Origin of the sequence: Corynebacterium sp. HMSC074C04 (assembly GCF_001838295.1) — a bacterium.
Lineage (GTDB): Bacteria > Actinomycetota > Actinomycetes > Mycobacteriales > Mycobacteriaceae > Corynebacterium > Corynebacterium amycolatum.
Genome location: NZ_KV836272.1, coordinates 367157 through 390956 on the forward strand (window position 1 = coordinate 367157; position 23800 = coordinate 390956).

The 23800-nt window shown below is 58.9% G+C and carries 23 protein-coding genes; 5 read left to right on the forward strand and 18 right to left on the reverse strand.

All coding sequences use genetic code 11. From position 1 onward, the window contains the following. From HMPREF3011_RS05995 to mqo, 5 genes are all read right to left on the reverse strand, one after another. Positions 1 to 1042 (reverse strand): cobyrinic acid a,c-diamide synthase CobB (locus tag HMPREF3011_RS05995; protein WP_070841284.1); only part of this gene is annotated, 1042 nt, incomplete at its 3' end. After that, the gene (gene cobO / locus HMPREF3011_RS06000) at positions 1036 to 1656 is read right to left on the reverse strand and encodes a cob(I)yrinic acid a,c-diamide adenosyltransferase (protein ID WP_038629567.1); all 621 of its coding nucleotides are present in this window, start codon (positions 1654 to 1656) and stop codon (positions 1036 to 1038) included. The genes HMPREF3011_RS05995 and cobO, both read right to left, overlap by 7 nt. Continuing rightward, on the reverse strand, positions 1637 to 2314 hold the full coding sequence (locus tag HMPREF3011_RS06005; RefSeq protein ID WP_246821438.1) for a vWA domain-containing protein: 678 nt from the start codon (positions 2312 to 2314) through the stop codon (positions 1637 to 1639). The genes cobO and HMPREF3011_RS06005 overlap by 20 nt, the downstream gene beginning before the upstream one ends. A 106-nt stretch (positions 2315 to 2420) precedes the next feature. Next, positions 2421 to 3572 carry a magnesium chelatase ATPase subunit I gene (locus HMPREF3011_RS06010; protein WP_070841286.1) on the reverse strand — a complete coding sequence of 384 codons (1152 nt, stop codon included), beginning with the start codon at positions 3570 to 3572 and terminating at the stop codon, positions 2421 to 2423. 93 nt (positions 3573 to 3665) lie between these two features. After that, on the reverse strand, positions 3666 to 5162 hold the full coding sequence (mqo, locus tag HMPREF3011_RS06015) for a malate dehydrogenase (quinone) (protein WP_038628692.1): 1497 nt from the start codon (positions 5160 to 5162) through the stop codon (positions 3666 to 3668). A gap of 165 nt (positions 5163 to 5327) precedes the next feature. On the opposite strand from mqo, the gene HMPREF3011_RS06020 reads away from it, so the two are divergent. Both HMPREF3011_RS06020 and mtr read left to right on the forward strand, forming a co-directional pair. After that, positions 5328 to 6368 (forward strand): alpha/beta hydrolase, encoded by a 1041-nt coding sequence (locus HMPREF3011_RS06020; protein WP_038628690.1) that lies wholly within the window; start codon positions 5328 to 5330, stop codon positions 6366 to 6368. A gap of 54 nt (positions 6369 to 6422) precedes the next feature. Then, on the forward strand, positions 6423 to 7862 hold the full coding sequence (gene mtr, locus HMPREF3011_RS06025) for a mycothione reductase (protein WP_049181461.1): 1440 nt from the start codon (positions 6423 to 6425) through the stop codon (positions 7860 to 7862). Here the strand turns inward: mtr and HMPREF3011_RS06030 are convergent. The 4 genes from HMPREF3011_RS06030 to HMPREF3011_RS06045 form a co-directional block, all read right to left on the reverse strand. Next, positions 7859 to 9325 carry a cobyric acid synthase gene (locus HMPREF3011_RS06030; RefSeq protein ID WP_070841287.1) on the reverse strand — a complete coding sequence of 489 codons (1467 nt, stop codon included), beginning with the start codon at positions 9323 to 9325 and terminating at the stop codon, positions 7859 to 7861. The genes mtr and HMPREF3011_RS06030 overlap by 4 nt on opposite strands. Before the next feature lie 3 nt (positions 9326 to 9328). After that, positions 9329 to 10240 (reverse strand): type I methionyl aminopeptidase, encoded by a 912-nt coding sequence (gene map / locus HMPREF3011_RS06035; protein WP_038628686.1) that lies wholly within the window; start codon positions 10238 to 10240, stop codon positions 9329 to 9331. A 68-nt stretch (positions 10241 to 10308) separates the two neighbouring features. Next, a complete protein-coding gene (locus HMPREF3011_RS06040; RefSeq protein WP_049181465.1) occupies positions 10309 to 12156 on the reverse strand; it encodes a penicillin-binding transpeptidase domain-containing protein in 1848 nt (615 codons plus the stop codon). 59 nt (positions 12157 to 12215) lie between these two features. After that, positions 12216 to 13448, reverse strand: a complete 1233-nt coding sequence (locus HMPREF3011_RS06045) for a M50 family metallopeptidase (protein WP_038628684.1) — start codon at positions 13446 to 13448, stop codon at positions 12216 to 12218. Between the two features lie 215 nt (positions 13449 to 13663). On the opposite strand from HMPREF3011_RS06045, the gene HMPREF3011_RS06050 reads away from it, so the two are divergent. Continuing rightward, positions 13664 to 14065, forward strand: coding sequence for a DUF2631 domain-containing protein (locus tag HMPREF3011_RS06050; protein ID WP_038628682.1), 402 nt, complete (start codon positions 13664 to 13666; stop codon positions 14063 to 14065). Between the two features lie 101 nt (positions 14066 to 14166). Here the strand turns inward: HMPREF3011_RS06050 and rlmN are convergent, their stop codons facing one another. Next, the gene (rlmN, locus tag HMPREF3011_RS06055; RefSeq protein WP_070841288.1) at positions 14167 to 15264 is read right to left on the reverse strand and encodes a dual-specificity RNA methyltransferase RlmN; all 1098 of its coding nucleotides are present in this window, start codon (positions 15262 to 15264) and stop codon (positions 14167 to 14169) included. 117 nt (positions 15265 to 15381) lie between these two features. Between rlmN and HMPREF3011_RS06060 the strand changes: the two genes are divergently transcribed. Further along, complete coding sequence (locus HMPREF3011_RS06060; protein WP_038628679.1) at positions 15382 to 15810, forward strand: lipopolysaccharide assembly protein LapA domain-containing protein; 429 nt, start codon at positions 15382 to 15384, stop codon at positions 15808 to 15810. Positions 15811 to 15831: 21 nt separating this feature from the next. On the opposite strand, the gene HMPREF3011_RS06065 is transcribed toward HMPREF3011_RS06060, so the two are convergent. From HMPREF3011_RS06065 to rpsB, 5 genes are all read right to left on the reverse strand, one after another. Next, a complete protein-coding gene (locus HMPREF3011_RS06065; RefSeq protein ID WP_038628677.1) occupies positions 15832 to 16737 on the reverse strand; it encodes a phosphatidate cytidylyltransferase in 906 nt (301 codons plus the stop codon). A 39-nt stretch (positions 16738 to 16776) separates the two neighbouring features. After that, entirely contained in the window at positions 16777 to 17334 is a 558-nt protein-coding gene (gene frr / locus HMPREF3011_RS06070) for a ribosome recycling factor (protein WP_038628675.1), read from the reverse strand. Between the two features lie 83 nt (positions 17335 to 17417). Then, on the reverse strand, positions 17418 to 18143 hold the full coding sequence (gene pyrH, locus HMPREF3011_RS06075; protein WP_005509726.1) for a UMP kinase: 726 nt from the start codon (positions 18141 to 18143) through the stop codon (positions 17418 to 17420). Positions 18144 to 18325: 182 nt separating this feature from the next. Continuing rightward, a complete protein-coding gene (tsf, locus tag HMPREF3011_RS06080) occupies positions 18326 to 19153 on the reverse strand; it encodes a translation elongation factor Ts (RefSeq protein WP_038628673.1) in 828 nt (275 codons plus the stop codon). A gap of 55 nt (positions 19154 to 19208) precedes the next feature. Beyond that, complete coding sequence (gene rpsB, locus HMPREF3011_RS06085; protein WP_038628671.1) at positions 19209 to 20030, reverse strand: 30S ribosomal protein S2; 822 nt, start codon at positions 20028 to 20030, stop codon at positions 19209 to 19211. 376 nt (positions 20031 to 20406) lie between these two features. Here rpsB and HMPREF3011_RS06090 point away from each other — a divergent pair, with 376 nt between their 5' ends. Next, complete coding sequence (locus HMPREF3011_RS06090) at positions 20407 to 20928, forward strand: murein hydrolase activator EnvC family protein (RefSeq protein WP_038629559.1); 522 nt, start codon at positions 20407 to 20409, stop codon at positions 20926 to 20928. Here the strand turns inward: HMPREF3011_RS06090 and HMPREF3011_RS06095 are convergent. The 3 genes from HMPREF3011_RS06095 to HMPREF3011_RS11400 form a co-directional block, all read right to left on the reverse strand. Next, positions 20925 to 21839: a tyrosine recombinase XerC gene (locus tag HMPREF3011_RS06095; RefSeq protein ID WP_038629556.1), complete on the reverse strand. Its 915-nt coding sequence runs from the start codon at positions 21837 to 21839 to the stop codon at positions 20925 to 20927. The genes HMPREF3011_RS06090 and HMPREF3011_RS06095 overlap by 4 nt on opposite strands. Before the next feature lie 230 nt (positions 21840 to 22069). Next, positions 22070 to 22861: a DNA-processing protein DprA gene (gene dprA / locus HMPREF3011_RS06100; protein WP_246821547.1), complete on the reverse strand. Its 792-nt coding sequence runs from the start codon at positions 22859 to 22861 to the stop codon at positions 22070 to 22072. Positions 22862 to 23235: 374 nt separating this feature from the next. Next, the coding region (locus tag HMPREF3011_RS11400; RefSeq protein ID WP_246821440.1) for a magnesium chelatase subunit ChlI family protein at positions 23236 to 23800 on the reverse strand (565 nt) is incomplete at its 5' end.

Consider the following 23800-nt stretch of genomic DNA (forward strand, 5'->3'; position numbering starts at 1 on the left):
GCCCACCGAGATCTTCAAGCAGCCAGAGCAGCCCCGCGCATTCGCCGTGAATCAGCGCACCATCGTCGGCAGCCTGACGTAAATCGCGGCGAATGTCATCGCGAATAGATAGCGCGTCGGCATGCTCTTCCGGGAATCCACCGGGCACGATGTAGCCTTCGGCTTCCGGCAGTTCGTCAACCAATGGGTCAAAATCCACGACCTCGGCTCCAGCAGCCCGCAATAGCTCACGGTGCTCTGCATAGGTAAACGAGAACGCAGGACCCGCCGCGACCGCCACGCGCACGCGGCGCTGAGTAGCCAGCGGTGCAACGAACTGTGCGGGGTCCCATGGCTCAGCTGGATAGGGCTGCCGGGCAAGCTGGACAATCCGGTCGATGTCGATGTACGTCTCCACCAAGTTGGCCATCGATTCAATGACCGCTTCTAGCTGCTCACCCTGCTCGACTGCAGTGACCAGCCCCAAATGCCTACTGGGCACCTCAATATCAGTCACTCGCGGAATCGCGCCGAGCACCTCGACACCCATGGCCTCCACAGAACGGGTAATGATGTCCGCATGCCGCGGGCTGCCCACCTGATTAATAATCACGCCACTGACACGGACATCAGTGCGAAGCGTGGAGAAACCGTGAACAACAGCCGCCGCCGACTGCGACATATGCCGGGCATCAATAACCAACACCACCGGCAGTCCCAGCAGCGAGGCAATCTCGGCCGTCGACCCCTCCACCGATAGCGGGTCGTCACCAATGCGGCCGTCGAAAAGCCCCATAACACCTTCGACCACCGCAATATCGCTGTCGGCAGCTCCGTGTGCGTAGAGCGGCCCAATCATCTCAGGCGAGCACATGAAGGAATCCAGATTGCGCCCGGGACGACCAGCCGCTACCCCGTGATAGCCGGGGTCAATATAATCCGGCCCGACTTTGAATGGTGCCACCGCGTGGCGGCGCGACAGTGCACGCATAAGACCAGTGGAAATTGTGGTCTTGCCCGTGCCCGAGGCCGTCGCCGCAACGACAATTCCAGGCGCTACCACTCGATGCCCTTTTGTCCCTTACGCCCGACATCCATCGGATGCTTAATCTTGGTCATCTCCGTCACCAGATCCGCGACCTCCACCAGCTTCGAATCCGCATCGCGGCCAGTCATCACCACATGCTGGCGGCCGGGACGATTCCTCAATGTCTCCACCACATCGTCGACATCAATCCAACCCCACTTGATTGGGTAGGTGAACTCGTCGAGGACGTAGAAATCGTGCACCTCATTTTCCAGGCGCCGCTTGATCTCCTGCCATCCCTCGGCAGCAGCTGCGGCATGATCCTCCTCGGTGCCCTGCTTACGCGACCAGGACCAGCCTTCGCCCATCTTGTGCCATTCGACCGGGCCGCCCTCCCCCGTGTCGTCGTGCAGCTCGCCGAGCCGACGCATGACAGCTTCCTCGCCAACCTTCCACTTTGCCGATTTCACAAACTGGAAGACACCAATATTCATCCCCTGATTCCACGCGCGCATCGCCATCCCGAATGCCGCGGTGGACTTGCCTTTACCTGGGCCCGTATGCACGGCGGTAATCGGAATCATGCGACGCTGCCTGGTGGTCAGTCCATCATTGGGAATTGATTTGGGGTCAAGCTTTCCTTGTGCCATGGTCTCGATGATAGGCATGGACCACACCCGCCACGGCTTCGGCATTGAGTTCTGAGAGGTTTATGCAGGTGGCACCCAACTCCACACTCATTTCCTGTGCCAACCCCAGCCGCACGCGAGCGCGCTCACAGTCGATAACCACCGTCGCCGCCAACGCTTGACGACGGATCTTTGCGGCCACGGCCCTCGCCTGCTGCAGCCCATTTTTACCTGTTGCTCGGCCATCGGAGAGCAACACCATAATTGCGCGGCGCGTGGGCTCCCGGTGCGCTTCCCGCACCACCACTTCGTGTGCCTTCAGCAATCCTCCAGCCAATGGGGTTCGGCCCCCAGTGCGGACATCTGCGAGGCGACGTACTGCGGTGTCAATAGACTTGGTCGGTGGTAAAACCAATTCGGCACTGTTCCCGCGGAAAGTAATGACAGCGACTTTGTCGCGGCTCTGGTAGGCATCACGCAGCAGCGAAGTGACGGCGCCGGTGACGGCTGCCAGACGGTCGCGCGCGGCCATAGAACCCGAGGTGTCCACAACGAAGACGACCAGATTGGACTCAGTTCCCTGTCGGATGGCGCCGTGAACGTCTTCCGGTTTCAGAGGGATCATGGAGTTGCCCATGCGGGCACCACGATTGGCCGCGGCCAGCACTGTCGCCGGCACGTGGAGACCATGACCGCCACGTTCGGCGCCAATGGTGCTGCCCCGGGGACCAATGGCCTTGGAGCGACGGCCGGAATCTCCTTGGCCGACGCCGTCGACACTGATTTTACGAACGGCGAAAGGGGGCGCCTTCAGCGGCGCGACCTCCCTTCAATCCCGCGGAATTCGACTGTTGTGGCTCCTGAGGTTCGGAGTTGGAGTCGAACTGGGAGACCTGATCAGCCTCGGGCTCTGGATACGATTCCGGATCCGACTCTGACTGATTCTGGTCATCTCGGAACTGCTCCTCTGCATCCTGCAGAGCATCATCGAGCTGCTCCTGGTCCAATCCTGGTTCATCAAAGGGGTCACGGCGACGACGGTGCGGCAGTGCCATTTCTGCAGCTACCTTAATGTCTTCCGCAGTGATCTCAATTGGATTGCCCGGTTGTGGCTGCGCTGACTCGTCCCCAGCTACTCGCCATGCAGCGTGAGCGCGGGCGGTACGTGCACTGACGATGTCGGCTCGCATCCCGTCCACATCAAAAGCAGCGCACACGGTGGCAATTTGACCGAGAATGCTGGGAGTCAATTCGACGTCGTCAAGCAGTGTGCGTGCGCGATCGATGCGAGCGTGTAGTGCCTCGTCGTCGGTGGCGAACCGCGTGACAAAGCTCTCCGGATTGGCGTCAAAGTCGAGTCGACGGGCGACGATCTCCGCGCGGACGGCCGGATCCTTGGAGGCGGTGACGTCGATGGCGAGACCAAAGCGGTCGAGAAGTTGGGGACGCAATTCGCCCTCTTCCGGGTTCATCGTGCCGACCAACACGAACCTGGAGGTGGCGGAGTGCGAGATGCCGTCGCGTTCAACAACCACGCGACCGGTGGCTGCGGCATCGAGCACTGAGTCAACGAGGTGATCCGGCAGCAGATTAATCTCGTCGACATAGATAATGCCACCGTCAGCAGCGCTGAGTAGGCCCGGATTGAACTGCGCGTGTCCGGTCGTCAGGACGGTCTCCACATCGATGGAGCCCACGACTCGATCTTCCGTAGCGCCGAGTGGCAGGTTCACCAACGATCCGCTGAGAAATGGTGCCAACGCGCGGACCGTAGTGGTCTTGGCTGTGCCCTTCTCACCGCGGATTACCACGCCACCTATCTCCGGGGATAGAGCGGTCAGAATCAACGCAAGCTGTAGTCGCTGCTGCCCGACAATCGCAGTAAAAGGAAAAGTGGGCTCTGTTTGTGCAGTGGTAGCTGACGTGATTTTTTCCATAAACACAGTTCTACCCCACTGCGAGCGGATGGCTCACAGCGGGGTAGAAAATGTTGGCTTAATTGAACTCTTTGAAGCTCTTCAGCGGAGTGCTTAGCGCTCCAACTTCAGGGTCTTCTGGGAAGCCTCCCAGACCTCCTTGAACAGAGCCGGGTCATCAGCCAGGTGCGTGCCGTAGGACGGGACGAGCTCCTTTAGCTTCGGAGCCCACTTGCCCATGTGGCGACCGAAGCAGCGCTCAATCAGGCTGATCATCACGGCCGGGGCGATGGACGCACCCGGGGAGGCACCCATCAGGCCGGCAATGGTGCCGTCCCACGAGTTGATGACCGCGGTACCGAACTCGAGGGTACCGAAGACCGGAGCCTTCATCGGCTTAATGACCTGAACTCGCTGACCAGCGACAATCAGCTCCCAGTCCTCTGGGCGAGCGTTCGGGACGTACTCACGCAGGGACTCGATACGTGCGTCGAAGTCCTTCAGAACCTCAGTAATCAGGTACTTGGTCAGCCCCATCTCCTGGACACCAACACCCATCATGGACGGCAGGTTGGCCGGACGCAGAGACTTAATCAGGTCCAGGTTGTTACCGTTCTTCAGGAACTTCATGTTCCAACCGGCGTACGGACCAAAGAGCAGGCCACGCTTGCCGTCGATAACACGGGTGTCCAGGTGCGGAACCGACATCGGCGGCGTGCCGACGGAAGCCTTACCGTAGACCTTGGCGTCATGCTGGGCAATAACTTCCTCGTTGGTGCAGCGCAGCCACTGGCCGGAGACTGGGAAGCCACCGAAACCACGAATCTCGTTAATACGAGCCTTCTGCAGCAGCGGCAGCGCGTCACCGCCGGCACCGACGAAGACGAAGTTGGCAACCAGGGTGCGAACGTCCTTGGTGTGCAGGTTCTTCACCGTGACAATCCACTTGGAACCGTCGCGCTTCAGACCGGTGACCTCGTGTCCGTAGCGAATCTCAGTACCCATATCGGACAGTGCGGCCAGGTACTGCTTGGTCAGTGCACCGAAGTTAACGTCCGTACCATTCGGGTTACGAATAGCGGAAACCGGCTTGGAGAAGTCACGCCCCTCCGACATCAGCGGAAGGTACTCAGCGAAACGGTCCGGATCCTCAATGAGCTCCTGACCGTGGAACAACGGCTCCTTCTCAAGTGCCTCGTAGCGACGACGCATGAACGCCATCTGCTCCGGTCCCTGAGCGAAGGTGGTGTGGTCAACCGGGTTGATGAACTCCTTCGGGTCAGTCAGGGTGCCGTTTTCAATCAGCGAGGTCCACAGCTGGCGGGAAACCTGGAACTGCTCATTAATGGTCTTAGCCTTGGTGACATCGACCTTGCCGTTCTTCTCCGGCGTGTAGTTCAGCTCGCACAGAGCAGAGTGGCCGGTACCAGCGTTGTTCCACGGGGAGGAAGACTCCTTGGCGGGCTGATCGAGACGCTCGAACAGAACCTGTGACCAGGATGGCTCGAGCTCCTTGAGCAGCACACCCAGCGTCGCACTCATTACACCTGCACCGATGAGGACGACATCTACCTCGTCGCCACTGGAAGCAGGAAGCTTGTTATCAGCCATTTTGCTGTCAACATCCTTACTAACTTGATTAGTGATTCAAACTAGCGCTCGCTCACATGCGCGCACACACAACTAAAGACGCAAAAGAGAGCTACCGTCTCAGTCCATAATCTATTGTGGCACACATTCCCACTACCCCCGGTAATCGGCGCTAGGCTTGACCCTGTGACTACCGATATTCCCGATTTCACTACCCCCGCCTTTAACCCCGATAACCTAGGCGAGGGCTACAGCCAACATGTCATCGAACTCGGCCAGGACCCCGACGGCGAGGGGTCGATACGCGCGGTTTTGGTGCGCTACTGCCCCGACTCGTCGGCAAGCGACTTCCAAGCGCGTCCGGCAGTTCTTTGGATCCACGGGATGTCGGACTACTTCTTCCAAAGGCACGTGGCAGAGCGTTACCACTCCGAAGGGTACGCATTTTACGCCATTGACCTGCGCAAGTGCGGGCGCGCTCACCAACCGGGGCAGACTTGGCATGGCTGCAGCGATTTAACGAATTACTTCGAGGATCTCAACGGCGCACTCGCGGTGTTAGACCACGCTGGTCATACAACTGTCACTGTTAATGCGCACTCCACCGGCGGTCTCATTGCCGTTCTCTGGCTCGATTGGCTACGAAGCACAGGCGGCCATTGCTCGCAAGCACTCAATATTTCCGTCACGGCTGCCGTCTTGAACTCACCGTGGCTGACTCTGCACGTTTCCCGGGCAAAGGCTCCCGTGTACTCGCTAGTGGCTCGCGTTATGTCGCGGATTCGCCCCAACAATCTTATTCCGGTGCAGTCTGCGGGCGGCTATGGCAAATCCATTAGCGCCGACCACCAGGGACGCTGGGAGTACAACCGCACTTTCAAGCCGCTGGCTGGCCATGACAAGAACTGGCGTTGGCTCAATGCCATCATCGTCGGCCAGCAACGTGTTAGCCGCGGTATCGACACCGGCGTGCCGACGCTCGTCCTCCACTCGGACAACTACCTTCTCGGTTCCGACTACATCCCGGAGCTCAGTCGCGTTGACTCTGTTCTCAACACTGAACAAATTGCCGATGCCACTGCCCACCTGGGCCCGCAGGCTCGCAACGTCGCGATTCCGGGTGCGCTCCATGACGTGTATCTCTCGGAACCCGAAGCACTAGATCGCGCTTTTGATGAGACCTTCCAGTTCCTCGCCACGGTCAAGCCGGGAGGCAGCTCAAAATAGGAGCTCGGAATAAATCAGCATTCAGTACGGTTGAACCAAACTAGTTTGACCAGAATGCTAGGAGTGCTTGTGACCACTGAGAATTCGCCTGAGACTACCCCACGCCACTACGACGTCATCATTATCGGAACAGGGTCCGGCAATTCCATTCCAGCCCCGGACTACGACAATGTCCGTATCGCTCTGGTGGAGGAAGGACGTTTCGGCGGTACTTGCCTCAACGTTGGGTGCATTCCCACCAAGATGTTCGTTCTGGCCGCTGATGCCGCCCGCAACATCCGCGAGGCCAGCCGCCTGGGCGTGCACGGCACCTTCAGCTCCGTTGATCTCAAGCAAATCCAGGATCGCGTTTTCGCCCAGCGAGTCGACCAGATTGCCGACGGCGGCGAGGCATACCGCCGCGGGGACGAGACTCCCAATATCGATGTCTACGACCGCCACGCAACGTTCGTCGGCCCCCGCACTATTCGCACTGGCATCGGCGAGGAAATTGTCGACATCACAGCCGACAACATCATCATCGCTGCAGGATCCCGCCCGCATGTCCCGAGCCTCATCACACAGTCCGGGGTGGATTACTACACCAACGAGAACATCATGCGCGTCGACAAGCTTCCGCGCGAAATGATTGTCGTCGGCGGTGGCTACATCGCTAGCGAGTTCGCGCACGTCTTCGCATCCTTCGGTACGAAGGTGCACATGCTGGTGCGCTCCGATGTCATGCTGCGTGGCTCCGATGCCGCTATCTCCGAGCGTTTCCACGAGGTTGCCGCCCGCGACATTGACATCCGTATGAACACCTCCATCACTGAACTCTCCCAGGAGGGCGAGATCGTCACGGCCACGCTTGACGACGGCACGGAGCTCGCAGCCGATGCCCTGCTAGTGGCAACCGGACGCATCCCCAACGGTGACCGTATGGATCTTGCAGCCGGTGGTGTGGAGATGCACGACGATGGTCGCATCAAGGTTGACCAGTACGGTCGCACCTCAGCCGAAGGTGTGTGGGCGCTGGGCGATGTCTCTAGCCCGTACCAGCTGAAGCATATCGCCAACCATGAGGCCAAGGTGGTCTTCCACAACGTGCTGAACCCGTCCGACCTGCGTGAATTTGACCACCGCTACATTCCGTCGGCAGTCTTCTCACATCCGCAGATCGGTCAGGTCGGTATGACCGAGGACGAAGCTTGCGCCTGGGCTGCGGAAAATGGCACGGACATTACCGTGAAGGTACAGAATTACGGCGACGTTGCCTACGGCTGGGCACTGGAGGATCGCGACGGCTTTGCCAAACTGATTGCGGACCGCGCCACCGGCCGCCTGCTGGGTGCGCACTTCATCGGCGAGCAGGCTGCCACTCTAGTGCAGCAGTGCATCCAGATGATGAGCTTCGAGATGGATGTGCGCGAAGTTGTCACAGGCCAGCACTGGATTCACCCAGCGCTGCCCGAGCTGATTGAAAACGCGATTCTGGGCCTGGAGTTCGATAACTAGCCTAGCTGCTCAATACCTGTGGCCTGGGCCAATGCCGGCCCAGCCAGGTACTCCTCGACTGCATCGGCCAACATGTCGACCTGCCACAGCCGTTCTGCGGCAAACGAAGTAGTAGAGCTGACCTCGAAGCCGTCCCGACCGACGGCAACTGCCACTTCCATCAGCAACTCACGGCGCGCCTGATCATTTTCCAGGTAGCCGTGGCGGTGCGTACCCATCACCATGCCACGCCGCGCCCCTTCTTCTTCAGGCTCAGTGATAAAAGGATGTTCACTGCTTCGCACAACCTGTCCATTGTGCACTTCGTACGAGCCATCCGGGTGACTCACCAGTGTCTTCGTCCCCGCGAATTCAATGTCGGTATCGAACACGCCAAGCCCGTTCACGGTCCCGGCTGCCGACTCCACCGAGTCAGTGATGGTGGTGCAGAGCATTTGGAACCCACCGCAGATGCCAATCAGCGGTAGCCCCCGGGCGGCTCGGTTCTCAAGTACGTCGTCAAGCCCACGCTCGCGCAACCACTTGAGATCGGCGACCGTCGACTTCGTCCCGGGCAACACGACCAGGTCGGCGCGAGCAACGACCGACGGATCGACCGTCCACTGCACGTGTACCCCTGGTTCACAGGCAAGCGCCTCGATATCGGTGGCGTTGGACACGCGCGGCAAGCGAATGGCGGCCACGGACAACGTTTCCGTGCCCAGCGGTGCGTTCGCCGGCCCTACCGACGCACCAGCGACTGTGCCGAGCGAATCCTCCGCATCGATCCACAGCCCCGGAATAAACGGCCCCACGCCGAGTACGGGCACACCGGTGTACTCACGCACTACGTCCAATCCCGGCATCAACAGCGAAACATCGCCCCGGAACTTGTTGACAATAAAACCGGTAATTCGCGCGCGGTCTTCGGGGCTCAAAATTGCATGCGTGCCGACGAAATGTGCAAGCACCCCACCGCGGTCAATGTCACCGGCGACCACAACCGGCAAATCAGCGAGCTCTGCCAACCCCATGTTGGCAATGTCTGACTCCCGCAGATTGACCTCGGCAGGACTACCAGCGCCTTCACACAGGACGACATCGAACTGCCCCCGCAGCTCTTCCAATGTCTCCGCAACTACTCCGCGCAGCGCTTTTCTCCGCGACCGGTACGTCAGGGCGCTCGCATGCCCATCAGCCTTGCCCTTCACCACCACCTGACTGGTGTGGTCCGAGCCCGGCTTGAGAAGCACCGGGTTAAAGGAGACATCCGGCTCCAGCCCACAGGCCAACGCCTGCAGAGCCTGCGCGCGCCCAATCTCGCCGCCGTCGAGCGTGACAGCGCAATTGTTGGACATGTTTTGCGCCTTGAAGGGCGCGACGCGCACTCCGCGTCGCGCGAGCAACCGACACATGCCGGCGACCAGAACCGACTTACCGGCATCTGAGGTGCAGCCGGCAATCAGAGCTGCAGGAGCCTGCACTGCTTAGGCCTCGGGCTTCCAACCAGTCTGGAACTGGCCTGGCACGTTCTGCTCATCCGGCAGGGTGAGGATTTCATAGCCGTCGGAGGTCACCAGCACCGTGTGCTCGAACTGAGCGGTGAACTTGAAGTCATCATTCTGCACAGTCCAGCCGTTATCCCAGATGTGGTAAGGCAGCTCACCGAGGTTAATCATCGGCTCGACAGTCAAGGTCATGCCCGGCTCGAAAATGGTATCCTGGCTCGGCTCATCGTAGTGCAACACAATCAAACCATTATGGAACGTGGTCCCGACACCGTGACCGGTGAAGTCCCGAACAGTGTTGTATCCAAAACGCTTAGCGTAGGACTCAATCACGCGGCCGATGACATTAATCTCACGGCCCGGCTTGATGACCTTAATGCCGCGCATGGTGGCATTGTAAGTGCGCTCCACCAGCTGGCTGTGCTCCTCCGAGACATTGCCGGCGAGGAAAGTCGCGTTGGTGTCGCCGTGGACGCCGTTCTTGTATCCGGTGACGTCGACATTGACGATATCGCCGTCTTCAATAACCTGAGTATCCGGAATACCGTGGCAGACAATCTCATTGAGAGACACGCAGCACGACTTCTCAAAACCGCGGTACCCCAGCGTGGACGGGTAGGTGTCGTGATCCAACAGGTACTCGTGCACCACCCGGTCAATCTCATCCGTGGTCACGCCCGGAGCTACGGCCTTGCCGGCCTCCACCAACGCGTTGGCAGCAATGCGAGAGACCTCTCGCATATTTTCAATATCTTCCGGAGTCTGTACCAGCGGCTCGCCGACGCCTTCCTGAACCTCGTCCTTCCAGGCGTACTCCGGCCGTTCAATATGTGCCGGAACGGTACGAATTGGAGTGGATTTTTGCTGAGTAAGTGGAGAACGCTGAGTCATGGAACATACTCTACCCCTACCCCCGGATTAGCCTTTCGGCCTGTGCCGGTTTCAAAGCCAGAAATGCTCTAGCCCTCGTCCCCCGAACCTTCATCGATATTGGCGAAGAAGGCATCGGTAATCGCCACGGCATGCTCCGAACCACCACCGCCAACGATAAGCGTGGCAAAGGCCAAATCATCGCGGTAGCCAGTAAACCAAGCGTGGGAGCCGCCAGCGTACTCGGCCTCACCGGTCTTTGCATAGACTTCACCTCGACCGGCAATGGCCGAACCAGTACCAGAGGTGACCACCGCCCGCATGAGTGTGCGAACCTCATTCAAAACCTCAGGCGGCAGTGGCTTTGATACCTGCGACTGCCAGGTTCCCGCGCTTGGCACGAGTGACGGTGTCGGAGTGCGTCCGGCCGCCACCGTCGCGGAAACCAGCGCCATGCCAAACGGGCTGGCCAAGTCATTGCCCTGCCCATAGCCCGCATCGATACGCTCGACTTCATCACTGCCATCAGACACGCTGCCGGTAATAGTGTCGAGGCCCGCGATGTGATAGTTGATGCCGATGCCGAAGTTCTTGGACTCCTCCTTGAACTGCCCTGGCTCCAACTTGTGAGAGATGTTGCCAAACGTGGTGTTACAAGACCGCGCGAACGCATCGCTCAGCGAGGTATTCCCGACGCCACTTCCGTTGTAGTTGGTGACAATACGCGGCCCGATCTCCATCGAACCTGGGCACGGCACAGTCGATCCCGCATTTAGCCCCTCGTGCTGCACACCTGCGGCGGCAGTGACAATCTTGTACGTCGATCCCGGCGGGAACTGTCCCATCAGCGCAAGGTCGCCGTCCTTATCTGCTTCCGCCGTCTGGGCTACCGCCAGAATCTTGCCGGTCGACGGCTGCACAGCCACCAGCATTGCCTTAGCATCTTGCCGAGTATCGACGGCCTTTTGCGCTGCGTCCTGCACCTTTTTACTAATTGATGCCTGCACCGCCGGCGCTACATCCGGAGACACCTCATAGAGGGTGTCGACGACGGCTCCGCCCTCGTTGGCCGCCACGATATTCCAGCCATCGGCACCGTGATCACCGGTGTCCACTAGTCTTTCCACGCGACTCATCAAATCGGGCGCGAACCCCGGGTCGGGTCGCACCATAGCGGCTTCATCGTTAACCGAAATTCCATCAATGTCAGCGAGATCATCTTTGACACGCTGTGGCGTGGATGCCGGCAACACGATCAGCGAAAAATTACCCTTTCCGCCGCTCGCCTGCTCCCCCACAGCGCGTGCGTCAAGCTTCGGACCGTCTTCCGGCATTTCATTATTGATGACCGTCGCCGCCCGATTAATCGACGACTGCACATTCTCCGCCCCATCACGATGGAGAATTACCCGGTGCACAGTCCCTGGCTCGAGCAAGGCCGCACCGTCCGAGCCAACCACAGACGGACGTGGAGCTGCGATAGTGCGCAATTCTGGGTGTTGGTTACGCCCCAGCTGTGGATGCAGGGATGCTGGCGACCAGCGCAATGCCCAATCCCGTTGCCCAGTCTCAGTCTTGGTCAATGTGAAAGTGGTGTCATATCCCCAGCGTCGCTGATGCGGTAGCTGCCAATTCATGGCGACTTCCGCCGAGGACTGGTTCGAGCTGGAATCGATACCCGCAATCTCATACTCAAGCCCCTCCGGCTGGAGTCCGGCAGTGGCCGCCTTCAGATCTCCTTCAGCGGAGTCCGGGTGATCAGTCAGTGCCGCAGCCTTAGCAATGTCCCCTCCCGCCAGCGCCCCCAGGAATTCCTCTAGCACCTCGCGCCCGGTGTCAGGCCGCGGCGTACACGCGGCGGATGACAACACCAGACCCGTAATTGCCACAGCCGAGATACTGCGAAGCAGGGGCTTGCGGCGCGAAGTTTGTTCCATGTGGGCTGACGTTAGCACCGCTTTGCTTTACGACGATGCTGGCACGCCGCAACCTGCTATCAGCGGTTCAGCACAATTGGATTGACCACGTCAGCGGCCATGACCAGAACGCCGAAGACCAGCAAAACCGCGGTAAAGGCCATAGTAATTGGCATGAGTTTGGTGTAATCGGCAGGCCCAAGCGATGGCTTACCGAATGCCTTGCGAATCACGTCCCGAATGCGTTCATAAATAACAACGGCGATGTGGCCACCGTCGAGTGGCGGCAACGGCACGAGGTTGAACACGGCCAGGAAGTAATTGAGGTTGGCCAGCAATAGGAAAAATGAAGGCCACTGGTTCATCTCCACCAATTCACCGCCGGCACGCGAAGCACCGACGACGCTCATTGGGCTGGCCGGGTCACGCTGAGCACCGAAGATGGACGCAACCACACCGGGAACCTTCTCCGGGATGGAGAGCAGCCCGTTCCAAACCGCCCCAAAAAGACTGCCTGTGAAGCTGGCCGCACCGCCGATGGCGGTCACTGCGTTGTACTCGTGGAGGATAGTCTCTGGTCGCTGGAAGGCGATACCAATCGCTGGCTGGTCGATGTCCTGGCCGTCGTTAGTCTTGCGTTTGACGACTTCCGGGGTGACCGTGACCGTCTGGGTGCTGCCATTGCGGTCGATGGTCATTTTGATGTCGCCACCTGCAGAGCTGCCGATAAGAGACACAGCCTCGGGGTAGGACGTAATCTTGGTGCCATTGATCTTCTCAATCACATCTCCGGCACGTAGCCCTGCGCGCTCTGCAGGACCGGAACCAGTGCAGGGTTCCAGAGTGCCGTCGGCCCGCTGTGCCGGCGAGACGCACTGTACCGCCTGAATGCGCGGGGCCATTTCCTTACCCATATTGGGCAAACCCCACGTCACTGCGATGAAGTAAAGAATGATGAATCCCACGATGAGGTTCATCGCCACCCCACCGAGCATCACGATAATGCGCTGCCACCACGGCTTCTTGTACATAGCGTAGGGCTCTTCGGCAGGATCGATTGGATCCATAGCGGTCATACCTGCGATGTCGCAGAATCCGCCAAACGGAACTGCCTTTACTCCATACTCGGTGTCATGCCCTCCTGCCGCAGCGTGATGCCGCTTGAAGGAAAACAGCGTTGGGCCGAAGCCAATGAAGTACCGACGCACTTGCATTCCACACAGTCGAGCTGCGGTGAGATGGCCCCATTCGTGAAGGGCGATTGTCACCGCGATGCCGATTGCGAAGAGTAAAACTCCAAGAAGAAATGTCACGAGTGCTCACCCTACCCCCACTTTGGGCAAACCAGAACACCGCCGGAGAGTTTCCAGCCGGGCGAAGTCCCAATTTCAGCAAGTTCTAAGGTATCCTTACACCCGATACTCAAGATTGTCTGAAAATGCGCTCAGTCGCTTTCAGCAAAATCGCAGATAGACTGAAGTGCATATAGAGTGCAATTCGCCGAAAGTGTTAACAGGAGGACTTTCAAGTGAGCAACCACGAGCCAAAGGAAGAGATTTACCGCGGCGTCAGCACCCTCGACGAGCCGTCGGCGAAGTGGGGCTGGCACGGCATTAGCAAGAGCGCTATGCAGAAGGCCGGCTGGATTTCTGTGATCTTCCTGCTGGGCATGACCATCGGTAACCACAAGGGCAACGTCGAGAACTGGTGGCTGGTCGCCATTGCTGCCCTTATTGCCATTGGGCTGCTGCTGCAGCTGTTCGCCCCGCAGGGTTCCCAGGTCCGCACCGTTACCGGTCACAACAAGCCGGAAGGCCACATTGAGCCGGAGTGGGCACGTGACCAGGTTAATGGCACTGGTGTCTACGCTAACCTGACCGACTCCCAGCTGCGCTCCTGGAACCGCCTGCCGGAAGGACAGAACCAGTAGAGTTAGCCACTTTTGCAGAAAGTCTGGCCTAACAGCTCTATAGCGACAGCGCACAAAAGGATCCGCACCGAATTCGGTGCGGATCTTTTGCTATTCAGCGACTAAACCTCTTCAGCCGCCAGCTGACCACACGCTGCCGCAATCTCGTTGCCACGGGTATCGCGGACCGTGCACGGCACCCCCTGCGCCTGCACGCGACGGACGAATTCCTCCTGCTGCTTCTTCGGGGAGGCATCCCACTTCGAACCCGGAGTTGGGTTAAGCGGAATGAGGTTGACGTGGACACGTGAGCCCAGAGCGTTGTGGAGCTTCTTGCCCAACAGGTCTGCACGCCAGTCCTGGTCATTAATATCGCGAATCAAAGCGTACTCAATAGATACGCGACGGCCAGTCTTGTCTGCGTAATAGCGAGCTGCATCAAGTACCTCCGCCACTGTAAAGCGATTGTTAATCGGTACCAGCTCATCGCGAAGCTCATCGTCCGGAGTGTGCAGAGACACCGCGAGGGTCACTGACAGGTCCTCGTCGGCAAGCCGTCGGATGTTCGGCGCGAAACCGACCGTAGAAACAGTGACATTGCGCATCGAGATGCCGAATCCCTGCGGCGACGGCCGCGTGATGCGATGGACCGCGGCGAGAACGCGATTGTAGTTCGCGAGCGGCTCGCCCATGCCCATAAATACGATGTTGGTCAGACGACAGCCCTCAGCTGCCATAGTAGCAGCGGCCTCACGAACCTGGTCGACAATCTCCGCGGTGGAAAGATTACGCTGCAGACCGCCTTGACCCGTCGCACAGAATGGGCATGCCATACCGCAACCGGCCTGTGAGGAGATACAGAGGGTCGCACGCCCCGGATACTTCATCAGCACGGATTCCAGCAGCGTACCGTCACCTGCACGCCACAGAGTCTTACGGGTCTCGCCGTCGTCACAGGTGATGTGGCGAACGGGAGTCAACAGAGGTGGGAAGAGACTGTCCTTGACCTTTTGACGATCTGCTTCCGGCAGATCAGTCATCGTCATAGGGTCAGCCTCGAGCCGACCGTAATAGTGCCGGGCAATCTGATCGGCACGGAAGGCCGGCAGGCCCAGTTCCTTGACCGCAGCTTTCCGTTCCTCAACATCGAGGTCCGCAAAATGGGTCGCGGGCATGCCGCGACGTGGAGCTTTAAGAACGATTGGAAGTGAAGATGCCATGATAGCACCCATTTTCGCATGTAATGACGGTTTTGGTCTAATGAGTGACTCGGCAGCCGCAACTAAGTGGACCTTTATAAGTGGTACATACCTGCCAAAACGTGTTGAATGATAGGTATGACTAACGCTAATCAGCCGAATAACGACAGTCCGCTTTTCGATGATGCTCCGTCGCACTCCCCAAATGATTCCGTGGCTCCTGCACCTGAGCAGGACAACCTTCCAGAGCCAGTCGTTGACGCACCGACAGAGAAGGACTCCGCACCGGAGCCAGCGCCCGCCCCTGGCCGGCGCAAGGTGAAAAAGACTACCGCGGGCTCGATGTGGGTTGGCCTGGTCATCAGTGCAGTTTTGCTGATCGTACTGCTGGTGTTCATTCTGCAGAATCAGCAGGAGACCGCACTAAACCTGTTCGGCTGGACCTGGAACTTCCCAGTCGGCGTCGGAATGCTGTTCGCTGCCATCCTCGGCGCCCTCATCACCGCACTCATCGGTGGCTGGCGAATGTTTGATCTGCGCCGCCAGATTCGTAAGGGCGGCAACTAAAGGCCGATTGAACCAGCCAAATTAAACTAGGCTGAATAGCTGCAATATCAGCCACGTCATCGCGGCTGATGGCAGCATGCCATCCAGGCGGTCCATCAGACCGCCGTGGCCCGGCAAAATCGAGGACATATCTTTAATCCCCAGATCTCGTTTGAACTGGGACTCCATCAGGTCACCAAGCGTAGCCGAGATAACCAGGGCGATGCCCAGCACGATGCCCTGCCACCACGGCGCGTGCAACATAAAGATCGCACAGAGCGCTCCAGTAATGGTGGCGAGTACAAGAGAGCCGCCGAACCCTTCCCAGGATTTTTTAGGGCTTACCTTTGGGGCCATCGGATGCTTTCCGAACATTACACCAGCGGCATAGCCTCCGACGTCATTTGAAATAACGCCAATCATGAAGGTCACAATGACCAGACGCGGATCAACCCCCCAGGGATTGTCCATGCGTACCAGCTGCACAGCTAGCGCGGCAAAGAACGGAATCCACATCACCACGAAAACTCCGACTGCGACATCTCGCAGCCAGTTCCGTGGTGCTTCGGCCATCCCGTGTAAGAACAGGCGGACGACCAGCAAGAGCATCAGGGTCGCGGCCAGGCCCATCACCAAACCGTCAATCCCCCAGTAGGCGGACAACCACACCATCAGCTGTCCGCCGAGAATCAGAACCGGGCGAGGGACCTGCCAATCGGACTCACGGAGCCGCTCGCAGACCTCCCAGGTTGCGAGACCAACCGCCCCGGCGACCAGAACGGTCCATGCGAGCGACCCCAGCAACAAGCTGATGATGACGACTGCACCAAGTGCTACGCCCACCGTGATTGCAACCGACAGGTTCCGGCCTGCTGAGTTGCGTGGCTTAATAAGCCGTAGTTCGTCTAGAACACGTTCCTTATTGGACGCTGGCTTCGACGTTGGCATTGGCGCCTCAAATCCCCTCTCCCGGTTGAATATGAAGGCCTAAACCTCCATCAGTTCCGCTTCCTTGCGTTCAACCAAGGAGTCCACCTGCTCGACGTAGTTCTTGGTGACCTGGTCCAGCTCCTTTTCGCCTGCCTGCACCTCATCCTCGCCAGCATCGCCGTCCTTCTGAATCTTCTTCAGAGTTTCCATGCCCTTACGACGGACATTGCGAATCGCGATCTTGGCGTCTTCGCCCTTCGAGCGGGCAACTTTAACCATCTCACGACGGCGCTCCTCGGTCAGCTGCGGGATAGTTACGCGCAGGACCTGGCCATCATTAGTCGGGTTCACCCCCAGGTCGGAGTTGCGAATCGCGTTTTCGATGTCGCCCATGACGCTCAGCTCATACGGCTTAATCAGCAGCATGCGCGGCTCTGGAACCGAAATGGTAGCCATCTGGGTAATCGGAGTCGGAACACCGTAGTACTCCGCAATAACGCCGTTGAACATCGCCGGGTTCGCACGGCCAGTGCGAATGTGGGTCAGCTCCTCGCGGCAGTGTTCTACGGAGCTACCGTACTTTTCTTCACAGTCAAGCAGGACTTCATCAATCATTGTGTTTTTAACCTCGGGTTTCTACGCGGGTTCTAGATAGTTCTAGAGCGCTCTGTGGAAAGAACGTATTACGAACAAATTTATCAGCTGTGGACGAGAGTACCGATTTGCTCACCGGCTACCGCGCGCGCAATGTTTCCGTCGGTAAGCAGATTAAACACGAGAATCGGCATGTTGTTGTCCATGCACAGGGAGAAAGCGGTGGCATCCGCAACGCGCAGGTCGCGTTCCAGAACCTCACGGTGGGTGATGTCGTCGAACAGCTCTGCGTCCGGCACCTCACGTGGGTCGGCCGAGTAGACACCGTCAACGGCCTTGGCCATCAGCAGCACCTCGCAGCCAATCTCCAGGGCGCGCTGGGCGGCGGTGGTGTCGGTGGAGAAGTACGGCATACCCATACCTGCACCAAAGATGACCACGCGGCCCTTCTCCAGGTGGCGCTTAGCACGCAACGGCAGGTACGGCTCCGAGACCTGTGCCATATTGATTGCAGTTTGAACGCGGCAGTCCACGCCCTCCTGCTCGAGGAAGTCCTGCAGAGCCAGGCAGTTCATGACCGTGCCCAGCATGCCCATGTAGTCAGAGCGTGCGCGGTCCATGCCGCGCTGCTGAAGCTGTGCGCCACGGAAGAAGTTACCTCCGCCGATGACGACACAGACCTCGACGCCCTTTCGGGAAACTTCCGCAATCTGTCGGGCAACGTTTTGCACCACGTCCGGGTCAACGCCAACCTTGCCGCCACCGAACATTTCACCACCCAGCTTGAGCATCACACGTTTGAAGCCATTGCGCTCGACAGATTCTGCCATGACCATGCACCTTTCTCACACCGTTTAAAAAGTCGCAGACGAGTCTACCCGGTCACGACAGCAAGGCACACTTGACGCTCCGCATTGTCTGCAACATGGCAGCAAAATGCCCCACCCGAAGCAATCGGATGGGGCATTCACACTAGCTAGCAGCTAGAGGTTAGAGCACAAATTACAGCGAATTAGTGCTGACCAACCTCGAAGCGGACGAAACCGGTCAGGGTAACGCCAGCCTCTTCCATGAGCTGCTTAACGGTCTTCTTGCTGTCAGCGACGGAAGGCTGCTCCAGCAGAACAACGTCCTTGTAGAAGCCGTTCAGACGGCCCTCGACGATCTTGGCGATAGCCTGCTCCGGCTTGCCCTCTTCGCGAGTAATCTTCTCGTAGACAGCGCGCTCTGCCTCGACGCGGTCAGCCGGGACATCCTCGCGGGACAGGTACTGAGCCTTCAGAGCGGCAACCTGCATAGCTGCTGCGTGAGCAGTCTCTGCAGCGCCCTCTCCCTCACCGGTGTAAGCAACCAGAACACCGACAGCTGCCGGCAGGTCTGCTGCACGGCGGTGCAGGTAGACAGCGATGTTGTCGCCCTCGAGAGTAGCAGCGCGACGCAGCTCCAGCTTCTCACCGATCTTTGCGGAGAGCTCCTGGGTAGCCTCAGCTGCGGTCTGACCGTCGAGGTCAGCTGCTGCGAGCTCTTCCGGGGAGTTTGCCTTGACTGCTGCGGCAGCGTCGGCGACCTTGTTGGCGAAGTCGATGAACTCCTGGTTCTTGGCAACGAAGTCGGTCTCGGAGTTGACCTCGACCATGGTGCTACCAGAAACAGCAATCAGGCCCTCGGCAGCGGTGCGCTCTGCACGCTTGCCGACGTCCTTTGCGCCCTTAATGCGCAGGATCTCGACAGCCTTGTCGAAATCGCCGTCGGTCTCGACGAGTGCGTCCTTACAAGCCTTCATGCCGGAGCCGGTCAGCTCACGGAGCTTCTTGACGTCAGCAGCAGTGAAATTCGCCATGCTGGGCGTTCCTCCTTGTGGTGGTTAGAACTTGTGGTGGTTAGAAAGCTCAGCTTTACTCAGCGGATGCCGTCTCAGTTGCAGCGGAGCCCTCGGCGTCCATCTCTGCAGCCTGGTCGGTGTTCTCAGCGGCGGACTCAATCGGAGCGTCGCCTGCTGCTTCGCGAGCAGCGTTGGCCTCGCGCTCAGCGCGAGCCTTGCGGCCCTCTTCAACAGCGGTGGAGATGATGCGGGTCAGCACGGAAGCAGCGCGGATTGCGTCGTCGTTGCCCGGGATCGGGAAATCAACGTCATCCGGGTCGCAGTTGGTGTCCAGGATGGCAACAACCGGAATGCCCAGCTTCTTAGCCTCGGAGACAGCGATGTGCTCCTTGTTGGTGTCAACAATCCACAGTGCGGACGGAACCTTGGACATGTCGCGAATGCCACCCAGGGTGCGCTCCAGCTTGGTGCGCTCACGGGTCAGCATCAGGATTTCCTTCTTGCCGCGACCCTCGTATCCGTTTTCAGCAGCGTCCATTGCCTGAAGCTCCTTCAGGCGAGCCAGGCGCTTGGAAACGGTGGCGAAGTTGGTCAACATACCGCCGAGCCAGCGGTGGTTGACGTACGGCATGTCAACGCGCTCCGCCTCGTTCTGAACGGCTTCCTGAGCCTGCTTCTTGGTACCGACGAACAGGATGTTGCCACCGTGAGCGACAGTCTCCTTGACGAACTCGAAAGCCTCGTCGATGTAGGTCAGGGTCTGCTGCAGGTCGATGATGTAGATACCATTGCGCTCGGTGAAGATGAAACGCTTCATCTTCGGGTTCCAACGACGGGTCTGGTGACCGAAGTGGACACCTGCATCGAGCAGTTCTCGCATGGATACAACAGCCATGTCATATTCAGGGAAGATTCTCACGTCCAGCCTGACTAGGGCTGCGGCTGCTTCCCTTCCTTTCTTATCCGATATAGGTGGTTACAGTTCACGCACAGGCTTTCCCTGTGCCCTAGCGCTCCCCCGCTGCCTCACACCCGACAGATATCCTGCCGAGCACCCGTGAACCAGCCGGAATGGGTCGCGCGCGTAGTCTTTGTGCTAATGACCGCCCATTAAGGCAGACACCGCGAGCGTAATCTTATCTGATACATCGCGCAGGTCGCAATATCTGACACACCCTACTATCCACAGGGCAAAAAGTCATCCACAGCTAGAACCGTTTGCAATGCACTGCCGCTTGTCGACGAGTGCAGCGTCCGCCACACTATCGCGCATGACGACCAAGCAGAGTTTCAGGCGCTCGCTAATGCGCACATTAGCGCTATTCGTGCTCGCTGTCGCGCTAACAACACCCCCAAGCCCACCTGCAGCTACCGGCGAACCAATATCCACTATTGCACATACCTTCCCTGTCCACGGCAAAGTTCTACGCGACTACGCCCCACCGGAAAAACGCTGGCAGCCTGGACACCGCGGAGTTGACCTGAACGCCTCCCCGGGCCAGCCAATCCGCGCCTCAGCGCCCGGTGTGGTGCATTTCGCCGGTTCTATTGCCGGAATGACTTCCGTGTCGATCATGCACGCCGATGGCATCCGCACAACCTATCAGCCCATAGATACCGCACTAGAAAAGGGAGACCGCGTGGCCGCAGGCCAGGTGATTGGCCATCTTGTGGTCAGCGCCAATCATCCCGAACCGGGCCTGCATTGGGGTGCGCTGCGTGGCAAGGACTATCTCAATCCGCTGGATTTGATACAGCGGAGGCCAATCGTGCTCAAGTCCGTGCGCAGTTAAGCGCGCGGATGTGCCCGCTTATGTACTTCACGGAGGCGGTCCGCTGAGACGTGGGTATAAATCTGTGTGGTCGCCAGACTCGAATGGCCGAGCATCTCCTGCACCACACGCAAGTCAGCGCCACCTTCCACCATGGCCGTGGCCGCAGAGTGCCGAAGCGCATGCGGTGAAACATCAGCCCATTTATGAATAACTCGGCGCGCCTGCCGCGGATTCAACCTACCTCCACGCACACCGAGAAAAAGCGCATGTTCAGCCTGTGCGGAAGCATGAAAGTTTCCACGCACCTGGAGCCAGCCTTTGAGCACCGCCTCCGCTGGCATCCCAAAGGGCACGATGCGCTGCTTGTTACCCTTACCCACTACCGAGATGATGTGGCGGGAGAAGTCCACATCAGAGACGTCGGCCTTGCACAGCTCCTCTACACGCATCCCAGTGGCATACAACAATTCCACGATGGCCAAGTCGCGTGCCGCTACTGCACTGTCCTCAGAAGAGACTTTCTCGATTGCTGCCTCAACCTTCTCCGGCGAGAGCACTTCCGGGAGATGCTGATGCTTCTTCGGTGTTGACAGCCGCAGCGACGGATCAGCATCGAGAAGTTTCCGAGCTACAAGCCAACTACAGAACTGCCGAATAGACGTCGTTAAGCGAGCCAGCGATGACCGCGCAGCCCCCTCCGCATGCTTCGCGCCGAGGTGCGCACGGATGACCGGGGTGGAGAGTTCACTGATGTGGTTCAGGCCGGCGAGGAGGGGGATGAGATCGGCTCGATAGGCGCGGACGGTTGCACCGGAGAGCCTGCGGGAATAAGTCAGCTCATCGAGAAAATCCATGAGTACGGCCTCAATATTGGCGGATAGCCCGAAATCCGGATCAGCCGTGTCGTCTTTATCGGTTGCGCGCTTCACGGTTCTGACCTTAGTCGATGCACGCCGCAAGGCCTCACCAGACAGCGAAAAAGGCAGTGACTCCGACTTTCGCCAGAGCCACTGCCCTATTGCCTCACCCATGTCACAAGCCCGTTTCCGTAACAGTTACTTAGGCTTGCCTTGCCTATATTACTGAGTGTACAGAGAATTGCAATACCTAATTCAAGATTTTTTCGAGATTCTTTGCAGAAGGTTTTACTAATACTTCACTAACGCCTCTGTTCCTGGCGCAACCACCCACCCTCCACTCGATTGGTCAGCCCCTGTCCCTGCAGCTCTAACAACAAATGTGTCGTAAGCGCTATGGCTAATCCCGCCTGTGCCGCGACTTTTCCCACTGGTGTTGGCTCCGCAGAATTCAGGGAGTCGTAGACAGCGAGCTCGTTTCGAGAAAGCTTCTGCACCGCCGACTTTTCCCACAACAATTCGAGCTGAGCATCCTCATTCACTGTGCCAACTGACCGATACAGCGACCGCACATTGTCGGCACTACACACCAGTACAGCCTCGCCACTGCGGATTAGGTCATGACAGCCAGAGGTTGTTTGCAGCGTCACCGGTCCCGGCACTGCTCCCAAGGGCTTGTTTAGCCTCACTGCCCAGTTCGCTGTGTTGCGCGCCCCTGAACGCCAGCCCGCCTCGACGATTGTGGTTGCTCGTGATAGGGCCGCTACCAGCCGATTCCTAGTCAAGAACCGATGTCGCGCAGGTCGCACTCCCGGTGGATACTCCGTGACCAGCGCACCCCGCTCTGCAATCCGGTCGAAGAGTTCTGCATGCGCCCGCGGATAGTCAACCCCTACACCACCCGCTCCGACCACAACCGTAGTGCCGCCAGCGTCGAGCGCAGCACGATGCGCCGCGGCATCAATCCCCAACGCACCACCACTGATGACACTAACTCCCGCATTCGCGAACTGCCCCGCGAATTGGGCCGCCACTTGTGTCCCGTAGCTGCTGGCCATCCGCGTTCCGACAATCGCCACCGCTTCACTGAGCATCTCCCGCAAGTCACGGCCACGAACCCACAGCGCAAGTGGTGGCGCATCGGCGCGGTCACGGACTTCGAGCGTCGTAAAGCAGGACAGCAGCTCCCCGGCCACTCTGGGTGTCGCGGATAAATAAGGCGCCAACCCATCGCTGCCGCCAGCTCTAGATCGTGGCCACTCTGGTCAACCTCGGCTCGTGCCTGCGTCGTATTGAGTAGACCTTCCGGCAGCCCGGCGCGAACCTTGATCCTCTCCGCTACCTCTACCGGCCCAAACTCCGTCACGAGTCGCACAATCTGCGGATGCGTCGCCTCTACCACACGATTCAGATAGGCCCACGCGTGAATTTCGTCCATTTTCTCCCCCTTGATAATGGTTCGGTTGTATTAGCCGCCCTCGCGGTCGTGCAGCTTGCAGGCACGTTGCACGTGCTCGAAGGTAAACGCGTCTATCCCCTCGAGATCTGCAAGTGTCCACGCCACTGCGATTACTTTGTCCACTCCCCGCTGGGTAATCTCTCCTTTTCTCAGTTGGAAGTCCAATAGCGCCATCGCCTCCTCGTCCAGGCCCGCGTGACGACGGAGAAGCGAACGTGGCACGCTCGCGTTGGTGACGGCCACTTCGTCGGCAAGACCCAAGCCCTGCCATCGGCGGCAGGCACGGTCACGTGCGGCCTGTACCCGCTCACGAACGGCCGCCGAGGGCTCATTGTCTGCTTTGTTTCTGATGCCCAGATTGGCCCCGGCAGGACTCAGCGTCACGTTGAGATCCATGCGATCGCGAAGCGGCCCCGATAATGCACGACCGTGTTTGGCTCGCTCAGCACTAGAACAGGTGCATTCGCTGGCATATGCCGCCCCACACCGACATGGATTAGTCGCCATGACTAGCTGCGCTCTAGCCGGAAAGGTCATTCGATGGTGCGTACGCAGGTGGACGACCACCCCGTTT

Coding starts and splice junctions, on each gene's coding strand:
- cobO (WP_038629567.1), bottom strand. CDS start 1,656: ATGGCACAAGGAAAGCTTGACCCCAAATCAATTCCCAATGATGGACTG.
- HMPREF3011_RS06010 (WP_070841286.1), bottom strand. CDS start 3,572: ATGGAAAAAATCACGTCAGCTACCACTGCACAAACAGAGCCCACTTTT.
- mqo (WP_038628692.1), bottom strand. CDS start 5,162: ATGGCTGATAACAAGCTTCCTGCTTCCAGTGGCGACGAGGTAGATGTC.
- mtr (WP_049181461.1), top strand. CDS start 6,423: ATGCTAGGAGTGCTTGTGACCACTGAGAATTCGCCTGAGACTACCCCA.
- map (WP_038628686.1), bottom strand. CDS start 10,240: ATGACTCAGCGTTCTCCACTTACTCAGCAAAAATCCACTCCAATTCGT.
- HMPREF3011_RS06040 (WP_049181465.1), bottom strand. CDS start 12,156: ATGGAACAAACTTCGCGCCGCAAGCCCCTGCTTCGCAGTATCTCGGCT.
- rlmN (WP_070841288.1), bottom strand. CDS start 15,264: ATGGCATCTTCACTTCCAATCGTTCTTAAAGCTCCACGTCGCGGCATG.
- HMPREF3011_RS06060 (WP_038628679.1), top strand. CDS start 15,382: ATGACTAACGCTAATCAGCCGAATAACGACAGTCCGCTTTTCGATGAT.
- HMPREF3011_RS06065 (WP_038628677.1), bottom strand. CDS start 16,737: ATGCCAACGTCGAAGCCAGCGTCCAATAAGGAACGTGTTCTAGACGAA.
- frr (WP_038628675.1), bottom strand. CDS start 17,334: ATGATTGATGAAGTCCTGCTTGACTGTGAAGAAAAGTACGGTAGCTCC.
- pyrH (WP_005509726.1), bottom strand. CDS start 18,143: ATGGCAGAATCTGTCGAGCGCAATGGCTTCAAACGTGTGATGCTCAAG.
- tsf (WP_038628673.1), bottom strand. CDS start 19,153: ATGGCGAATTTCACTGCTGCTGACGTCAAGAAGCTCCGTGAGCTGACC.
- rpsB (WP_038628671.1), bottom strand. CDS start 20,030: ATGGCTGTTGTATCCATGCGAGAACTGCTCGATGCAGGTGTCCACTTC.
- HMPREF3011_RS06090 (WP_038629559.1), top strand. CDS start 20,407: ATGACGACCAAGCAGAGTTTCAGGCGCTCGCTAATGCGCACATTAGCG.
- dprA (WP_246821547.1), bottom strand. CDS start 22,861: ATGCTCAGTGAAGCGGTGGCGATTGTCGGAACGCGGATGGCCAGCAGC.